Below are 7,873 nucleotides of genomic sequence, written 5' to 3'. Positions count from 1 at the left end.
GGCGGCCGCCGCCGCCGCTTTGAGAGTTGCTCGCATCAGGTCTCCGTTGACTGGTGTTCGCAGTACGAACTCATGTTCATTACACGGACACTATCTAATGCTGAAATCCAAACGTCAATGAGCCGAGTGGCCCGTCGCTCGGTTCCTGTGCGCTCTGCGCACCCTTGTACTTGATGCGAACGCCCTGTTACCTTTCGAGTGCATGCGCCAAGAGGAGGAGAGCGTGGGCGAAGAGGTGCCTCGTGGGCGGCAGACCGCTCCGGAACCGGCGTCGCAGCAAGCGATCAGTGCCGAGATCGCAGCGATTCACGCGTCGGAGGACGGGCGGGCACTCACCCAGCCCCGTCTCGACTTCGCCCCCTATCGCAGCTCGGTGCTGCGACACCCCACGAAGGACCTGTGCCACGCCGATCCGGAGTCGATCGAGCTCGCCGCGCCGGTCTTCGGTCACCGCGACGTCGACCCGCTCGAGGCCGACCTGACCATCCAGCACGGTGGTGAGCCCATCGGTGAGCGCATCCGGATCACGGGCCGCGTGCTCGACGGGGACGGTCGGCCGGTCCGCGGGCAGCTCGTCGAGATCTGGCAGGCCAACGCCGCGGGTCGCTACATCCACAAGCGGGACCAACACCCAGCCCCGATCGACCCCAACTTCACCGGCGTCGGCCGCACCATCACCGGCGAGGACGGGTCGTACTCGTTCCTGACGATCAAGCCCGGCCCCTATCCCTGGCGCAACCACCGCAACGCCTGGCGGCCCGCACACGTGCACTTCTCCCTGTTCGGGACCGAGTTCACCCAGCGCATGATCACGCAGCTGTACTTCCCGGGCGACCCGCTCTTCGCCCTGGACCCCATCTACCAGTCGATCACGAGCCAGTCGGCGAGGGACCGGCTCGTTGCCGAGTACGACCACGACGTCTCCGAGCACGAGTGGCTGCTCGGCTACCGGTGGGACATCGTCCTGACGGGCGCGCACGCGACCCGGATGGAGCAAGAAGGCGACAATGCCTGAGACGCAACCCGATTCGCCGTATGCCGCTGAGTCCACGAGGGTGCCCACGCCCGGCCAGACGATCGGACCGTTCTACCACTACGCCTTGCCCTTCGAGGGTGGCGAGCACCTGGTGCCCCCGGGGAGTCCGGGCTCGGTCCGCCTGCACGGTCGGGTCACCGACGGCAACGGGGACGGCCTGCAGGACGCCATGATCGAGATCTGGCAGGCCGACGCGAACGGCCGGATCGTGCAGCGTGAGGGCTCGTTCAGGCGCGATGCCGGCGTCTTCACCGGGTTCGGCCGCACGTCGACCTGGCGCGACGGCGGCTACACCTTCACGACGGTCGAGCCCGGCCCCCTGACCGACGGTGCGGCTCCCTTCATCGCCGTGACGGTGTTCGCCCGGGGCCTGCTCAATCGGCTCTTCACCCGGATCTACCTGCCCGATGACGCCGGGGCGCTCGGGGGCGACGCACTCCTCGCGTCCCTGGACGCGGACCGGCGCGCCACGCTGCTGGCGCAGCGCGACGAGGACGGCTCGCTGCGCTTCGACATCCGGCTCCAGGGTGACCGCGAGACAGTGTTCCTGCGCTTTCCGCGGCACGAGGCCTGAGCGACGTGCTGCTCGAGCCAGGCACGGAGCGGTCGGGCGGGATCACCGATGACCGGGCCGTCCTCCAGGCGATGCTCGACGTGGAGACCGCCTGGGTGCGCGTACAGCACCGGCTCGGCCTCGTGGACGACCGCGTCGTGACGGCCGTGACCACGGCTGCGGAGGCTGACCGGCACGACCTGGCACAGATCGCCCGGGCGGCCGAGGACGGTGGCAATTCCGTCATCCCCATGCTCGCCTCGCTCCGCGAGATCCTGCACGAGCAGCACACGGCTGACCCGTCGGATGCCGTTCACTCCGTGGGTCAGGGAGCGGCAGTTGACCTCGACGGGGCAGTGCACCGCGGCCTGACGAGTCAGGACGTCATCGACACCGCCCTGATGTGCATCGGCGCACGAGCCCTGGACGCGCTCGGAGCCAGCCTGGCCAGCGGCGCGGATGCGCTCGCGCGGCTCGCCCACGAGCATCGCCGCACTGTTCGGGTGGCGCGGACCCTGGGCCAGCCTGCCCTGCCGACGACCTTCGGTCTCACCGCTGCCGACTGGCTCACTGCCCTCGACGACGTGCGCGACGAGCTCGCAGACACGCGAGGCTCCCTGCCTGTCCAGTGCGGTGGAGCGGCGGGCACCCTCGCAGCCATCGAGGCCTTGGCTCCGGGTCGCTCCCTGGAGGCGGCCGACCTGCTGGCCGAGGAGCTGGGGCTCGCGAGCCACGGACGACCGTGGCACACCGACCGGGCTCCCGTCACCCGCCTCGGCGACGTCCTCGTGCGGACCGCCGATGCCATGGGCAGGATCGCTGCGGACATCGTCCTGTCAGCTCGGCTCGAGATCGGAGAGCTCCGTGAACGACCGGCGGAGGGAAGAGGCGGGTCGTCGACCCTGCCCCAGAAGCAGAACCCCGTCCTCTCCGTCCTGGTCCGCTCCGCAGCGATCGAGGCACCCCACCTCGGTGCGGTCCTCCACTCCGCCGCCGGCCTGGCGGTCGACGAGCGTCCCGACGGTTCCTGGCACGCGGAGTGGGGCCCCCTGCTCCGCCTCGTCCGGCGCGTCGTCGTGGCGGCCGCCCAGCTCGACGAGGTCCTCTCGGGCCTCGTGGTCGACGTGGACGCGATGCGCCGCCACGTCGACGAGGTGGGACCCGCGCTCGTGAGCGAGCGGGTGTTGACCACCGTGGCGGCCCTGCCCAACGGTGCCGCGGCCGTCGCTGCCCTTCGCCCTGTCCTGCGCGGGCGCGCTCGGGCGCGTCACCTGACCCCGCTGCTGCGTGCGTACCTGCCCGAGGCCGTCCTGTCGGACGCCGACATCGAGGACCTCCTCGACCCCCTCCAGTACCTCGGCGCCACCGAGCCCCTCATCGATCGGGCCCTCGCACGCCACGATGCCCGCCCTGATGCCCGCCCTGATGCCCGCCCTGATGCCCCAGAACACCCGGACTCCTCCCAAGGTGAGACATGACGATCGCCCTGACCCTGACGAACCTTCGCCTGCCCGAGCACCCCGGCGGCGTCCTCGTCGTCGGACCGTCCCTCGGCACGGCGGTCTCCCCTCTCTGGGGGCCCTGCGTCGAGCACCTGCCGATCGACCTCGCGGTCGTCGGGTGGGACCTGCCCGGCCATGGCGACAGCCCCCCGCACGACGAGCCGTTCACCGTCGAGGACCTCGCCCAGGCCGTCATGGACGCGACGGAGGAGATCCGAGACGACGCGACGGGGATGGTGCTCCATGCCGGTGTCTCGCTGGGCGGAGCGGTCGGGCTCGCGCTCGCGATCGACCACGCCCAGGGCTTCGACGGAGTCATCGTCATCGCCTCGGGCGCCAAAGTCGGTGAGGCCGACGGTTGGCATGAGCGCGCTGAGCTGGTTCGCCGGGCCGGGACCCCGGTCATGGTCGAGGCCTCCGCAAAGCGGTGGTTCGCACCGGGCGCCATCGAGCGCGATCCGGCCATGGCGTCCGCCCTGCTCGACTCGCTCCAGGAGGCGGACCGGTTCAGCTATGCCCGCTGCTGTGAGGCGCTGGCGGCCTTCGACGCCCGCGAAGCGCTCGGTGCGGTGGAGATCCCCGTCCTCGCGCTCGCCGGCGAGCACGACCCCGTCGCTCCGATCGAGATGGCAGCGACCGTCGCTGAGGGCACCGGCGGGACGGCGCGCGCCATCGTGGGAGCCGCCCACCTCCCGCCCGCAGAGCAGCCCACCGCGACCGCCCACGAGATCACCGAGTTCCTGATGGGACCCGTCGCGGAGGCGAGCACGTGGTGACGGCCGACGGGCCAGGACGCTCCGGCCGCGGCGACCGGACCGCCACGGAGGCCTACGAGGACGGCATGACCATGAGACGGGCCGTCCTCTCAAACGCGCACGTGGACGCGGCGGAAGCGCACAAGACGGAGTTCACCGAGCCCTTCCAGGACCTCATCACCCGCTACGCCTGGGGCGAGATCTGGACCCGGCCCGGCCTCGATCGTCGAATGCGTAGCGCGGTCACCCTGACGGCGCTGGTCGCGAGGGACCATTGGGACGAGTTCGCCATGCACGTCCGTGCGGCTCGCCGAAACGGTCTCTCCGTTGAAGAGATTCAGGAGATCCTGCTCCAGGTGGCCGTCTACCTCGGCGTTCCCGCCGCCAACCACGCCTTCGCGATCGCGCAGGAGCAGCTCGCCCGGTACGAGCAGGAAGTCCCGCCTCCACCCGCCCGATGACGACCCGGATCATCATCGTGCCTCAGCGCGTCGGCCACCCCGTGTAGGACTCGGCGATGTGTGCCGACCCATGGGTTGACGTCACGATCGAGTTCAGCTCTCCCAGCTGCCGCTTCGCGTCGAAGGGCGTCTCGCCCGGCAACGTGTGCAGCAGGGTGGTCATGCGGTAGGAGAACTGCTGGGCCTTCCAGACCCGCTCGAGGGCGCGCGGCCCATACGTCTCGAGGAGCTCGGTCTTGCCGAGGTTCACCGCGGCGTCGAGCACCTCGGCGAGGACGCTGACGTCCTGCAGGGCCAGGTTGAGACCCTTGGCTCCGGTCGGCGGGACCGTGTGGGCCGCGTCGCCGGCGAGGAACAGCCGGCCGTAGCGCATCGGCTCCGCCACGAAGCTGCGGAAGGGCAGGACGACCTTCTCGGTGATGGGCCCCTCCTTGAGCGAGAAGCCGCCTCCCGACACGCGCGTCTGGAGCTCCTCCCAGATCATCTCGTCGGACCACGTCTCCGGGTCGGTCGCCGGGTCGCACTGGAAGTACATCCGCTGCAGCTGCTCCGTGCGTTGGCTGATGAGCGCGAACCCGCGGTCGTGCCGGGCGTACACCAGCTCAGGGGCACTCATCGGGGCCTCGGTCATGATGCCGAACCACGCAAACGGATACTCCTTGAAGTACTGCGTGCTGAGCGACTCTGGGATCTCGTGGCGGCAGATGCTGTGCGAACCGTCTGCCCCGACGAGGTAGTCGCATCGCACCTCCCGGGCGATGCCGTCGCCGTCGACGAAGGAGATCACCGGCTGGTCCCGGACCTCCCGGACCCTCGTGTCGCGCACCCCGAAGCGGACATCCCCGCCATCACGCGCTCGCGCGTTGGCCAGGTCGATGAAGACGTCGGTCTGGGGATAGAGCCACACGGACGCACCCACGAGATGCTTGAAGTCGATCCGGTGGCCCTCGCCCCCGAAGCGCAGCTCGATGCCCTCGTGCTCGGAGCCATGGGTCAGGACGCGACCGTCGACGCCGGTATCGGTGAGGAGCCGGACGCTGTCCTGCTCCAGGATGCCCGCCCGATGGGTGTGCTCGATCTCATGTCGAGTACGGGTGTCGACGGCGATCGAGTCGATGCCGCTCTGCGACAGGAGGTGCGAGAGCATGAGGCCGGCGGGACCCGCGCCGACGATACCGACGACCGTCGACTCCTGGACGGGCTGCGAAGTCACACTTCCTGCCTTCCCTCGTGCGGCGCGCCGTGGGTCAGGCGGGCTTGGGGCTCGGCCAGGGCCAGGCGGAGCAGCCCTTGAGGCCATAGGTCTGCTGCATCATCACCGGAGCCACCTCGCCCTTGCCGGCACAGTACGCGTGCCCGTGGCCCAGGCTGTGGCCGACCTCGTGGTTGACGACGTAGGTCCGGTAGCCGGCGAGGTCGGCGCCATAGGCCTCCGCCCCGAGCTGCCAACGGCGCAGGTTGATGACGGCCCGCCCCCGGTTGTGACAGCTGACCTGTCCTCGAGTCCGCAGCGGAGCGCAGAGACGGTCAGTCGTCTCCGGGCTGGCCAAGACGATCCGGACGTCGACCTTGGCGCCGTTGGCCAGGGCAGCGGGGGAGACGGCGAGGAAGCGGACGTTGTCGACACCCTGCCACCCTCGCGCGTCGGAGAGCGTCGTCGCGACGGCTGCGGCGAACTCCCTGGCGTCCACGAGCAGGTTCCCCTCGGTCTCGATGCTGATCCGCACGGCACGCCCCTGGGGAGCGCTCTTGAGTACCCCGGCTGGGATGGCGACGGGTGTGAGCTTCCCGTCGCCCCGCTCGACCACCTGCGGCTCGCTGGCTTTGCTGGCCGCAGGCCTCGACCGGAGTCCGACGTCGGTCGAGACCCGCCTCATGCCGGCGAGCGACCCGTCGGAGCCGGGTTCGGGCGCCGCGAGCGACACGGTCCAGACATTTGCGACGATGCAGCAGGCCACCGCCGCACCAGCCAGGAGTCGCTGGCGACGCAGCCGTCGCAGGGCCCGGGCAGACGCTGCCTTCTGCATGCCTCTCACGCTAGGACACCGGGGAGTCGATGACGAGGACCGCGCGCCCGTGGCGGGTCAGCGCGACGATTTGGTCCTTCACCTGCTGGCCCGTACCCTTGAGGACGACCAATGACCGCCGGTTGGAGGACGTGGGCACCACGCCCCTCCCGAAGGTTCCACACGATGTGGGCAGCCAGCGCAGGACACCAAGCCCAGCGGCATACGACCTGTATGTCTTTGTGAGCCCCGTGCGCCTGCGCCGGGGCTCTTGTCGTGTGGGCCCCTCGAGCCTTCACCCGGCGGCACGACGCAAGGGAAGGGAGGCCCCGATGGCAAACCCCGAGAAGTCGGCAGCCATCGCCGAGATCACGGACAAGTTCCGTCAGTCCGGCGCGGCCGTTCTCACCGAGTACCGCGGCCTGACGGTGAAGCAGCTCGGCGAGCTGCGCAGCTCGATCCGAGGACACGCCACCTACGCCGTGGTCAAGAACACGCTCACGGAGATTGCCGCGAAGGAGGCCGGGATCACGGCCTTCGAGGGGCACCTCCAGGGCCCGTCGGCCATCGCCTTCGTCACCGGTGACCCGGTCGAGGCGGCCAAGGGGCTGCGTGACTTCGCCAAGGCACACCCCCTCCTCGTGATCAAGGCTGGCGTCCTCGACGGCAAGCCGCTGACCGCCGAGGAGATCACGAAGCTCGCCGACCTCGAGTCGCGTGAGGTTCTCCTGGCCAAGCTGGCGGGCGCCATGAAGGGCTCGCTCAACAAGGCCGTCTACCTCTTTGCCGCACCTCTGTCGCAGACGGCCCGCGTGGTCGACGCCCTGCGCGCGAAGGTCGAGGCACAGGGTCCGGTCGCGTCCGCTGCTCCCGCGGCAGACGAGGCTCCCGCCACGGAGGCCGCTCCGGCCGCCGAGGCAACCACCGACGTCGCCGAGGGTGGCGACGAGAGCTGACTCGCCCCGGCGTGTCCCAGCTCGATTCAACCAACCGCCACTCACGGCAATCACAGGAAGGAAGCCATCATGGCGAAGCTCAGCACCGACGAGCTCCTTGACGCTTTCAAGGAGATGACCCTCATCGAGCTCTCCGAGTTCGTGAAGAAGTTCGAGGACACCTTCGAGGTCACCGCTGCGGCTCCGGTCGCGGTTGCGGCTGCCGGCGCGCCGGCTGGCGGCGGCGGCGAGGCCGCTGCGGAGGAGGAGCAGGACGAGTTCGACGTCATCCTCACCGCTGCCGGCGACAAGAAGATCCAGGTCATCAAGGAGGTCCGCGCGCTCACGAGCCTCGGCCTCAAGGAGGCCAAGGACCTCGTCGACGGCGCCCCCAAGCCCGTCCTCGAGAAGGTCGACAAGGCTGCGGCCGAGAAGGCCAAGGAGCAGCTCGAGGGCGCTGGCGCGACCGTCGAGCTCAAGTGAGCTGACGCTCTCACTCGCGACGGCGGGTCCGACCACTCCTCGGAGTGGGCGGGCCCGCCTTCGTCTTCCCCCCAACTTCCCGCAACACACCCGCTTGTCGACCGGTTGCCTCGGCTGCAGCCGCCCTGACCGGTCGACAAGC

General features: G+C 69.9%; 10 protein-coding genes. 7 read left to right on the top strand and 3 right to left on the bottom strand.

Annotated elements, in window-relative coordinates; all coding sequences use genetic code 11:
* Positions 1-202: 202 nt before the first annotated feature.
* From pcaH to VIR15_RS13805, 5 genes are all read left to right on the top strand, one after another.
* Positions 203-1,015: a protocatechuate 3,4-dioxygenase subunit beta gene (pcaH, locus tag VIR15_RS13825; protein ID WP_331928591.1), complete on the top strand. Its 813-nt coding sequence runs from the start codon at positions 203-205 to the stop codon at positions 1,013-1,015.
* Positions 1,008-1,610 carry a protocatechuate 3,4-dioxygenase subunit alpha gene (pcaG, locus tag VIR15_RS13820; protein ID WP_331928589.1) on the top strand — a complete coding sequence of 201 codons (603 nt, stop codon included), beginning with the start codon at positions 1,008-1,010 and terminating at the stop codon, positions 1,608-1,610. Before pcaH ends, pcaG begins: the two co-directional genes overlap by 8 nt.
* 5 nt (positions 1,611-1,615) lie before the next feature.
* Complete coding sequence (locus tag VIR15_RS13815) at positions 1,616-3,067, top strand: lyase family protein (RefSeq protein ID WP_331928587.1); 1,452 nt, start codon at positions 1,616-1,618, stop codon at positions 3,065-3,067.
* A complete protein-coding gene (locus VIR15_RS13810) occupies positions 3,064-3,867 on the top strand; it encodes an alpha/beta fold hydrolase (protein ID WP_331928585.1) in 804 nt (267 codons plus the stop codon). The genes VIR15_RS13815 and VIR15_RS13810 overlap by 4 nt, the downstream gene beginning before the upstream one ends.
* A 65-nt stretch (positions 3,868-3,932) precedes the next feature.
* Entirely contained in the window at positions 3,933-4,307 is a 375-nt protein-coding gene (locus VIR15_RS13805; protein WP_331928593.1) for a carboxymuconolactone decarboxylase family protein, read from the top strand.
* 22 nt (positions 4,308-4,329) lie between these two features.
* Here the strand turns inward: VIR15_RS13805 and VIR15_RS13800 are convergent, their stop codons facing one another.
* From VIR15_RS13800 to VIR15_RS13790, 3 genes are read right to left on the bottom strand one after another with little or no spacing between them, the layout of a single operon-like run.
* The gene (locus VIR15_RS13800) at positions 4,330-5,520 is read right to left on the bottom strand and encodes a 4-hydroxybenzoate 3-monooxygenase (RefSeq protein ID WP_331928583.1); all 1,191 of its coding nucleotides are present in this window, start codon (positions 5,518-5,520) and stop codon (positions 4,330-4,332) included.
* 34 nt (positions 5,521-5,554) lie between these two features.
* Complete coding sequence (locus VIR15_RS13795) at positions 5,555-6,334, bottom strand: DUF3152 domain-containing protein (RefSeq protein ID WP_331928582.1); 780 nt, start codon at positions 6,332-6,334, stop codon at positions 5,555-5,557.
* Between the two features lie 10 nt (positions 6,335-6,344).
* A complete protein-coding gene (locus tag VIR15_RS13790) occupies positions 6,345-6,473 on the bottom strand; it encodes a hypothetical protein (protein ID WP_331928581.1) in 129 nt (42 codons plus the stop codon).
* 172 nt (positions 6,474-6,645) lie between these two features.
* On the opposite strand from VIR15_RS13790, the gene rplJ reads away from it, so the two are divergent.
* Both rplJ and rplL read left to right on the top strand, forming a co-directional pair.
* The gene (gene rplJ, locus VIR15_RS13785; protein ID WP_331928580.1) at positions 6,646-7,269 is read left to right on the top strand and encodes a 50S ribosomal protein L10; all 624 of its coding nucleotides are present in this window, start codon (positions 6,646-6,648) and stop codon (positions 7,267-7,269) included.
* A 69-nt stretch (positions 7,270-7,338) separates the two neighbouring features.
* A complete protein-coding gene (gene rplL, locus VIR15_RS13780; protein ID WP_331928579.1) occupies positions 7,339-7,731 on the top strand; it encodes a 50S ribosomal protein L7/L12 in 393 nt (130 codons plus the stop codon).
* Positions 7,732-7,873: the final 142 nt, after the last annotated feature.

The sequence above is a fragment of the Intrasporangium sp. genome, from assembly GCF_036566125.1.
GTDB lineage: Bacteria > Actinomycetota > Actinomycetes > Actinomycetales > Dermatophilaceae > Intrasporangium.
This window is presented reverse-complemented; position numbering and strand designations above follow the sequence as displayed.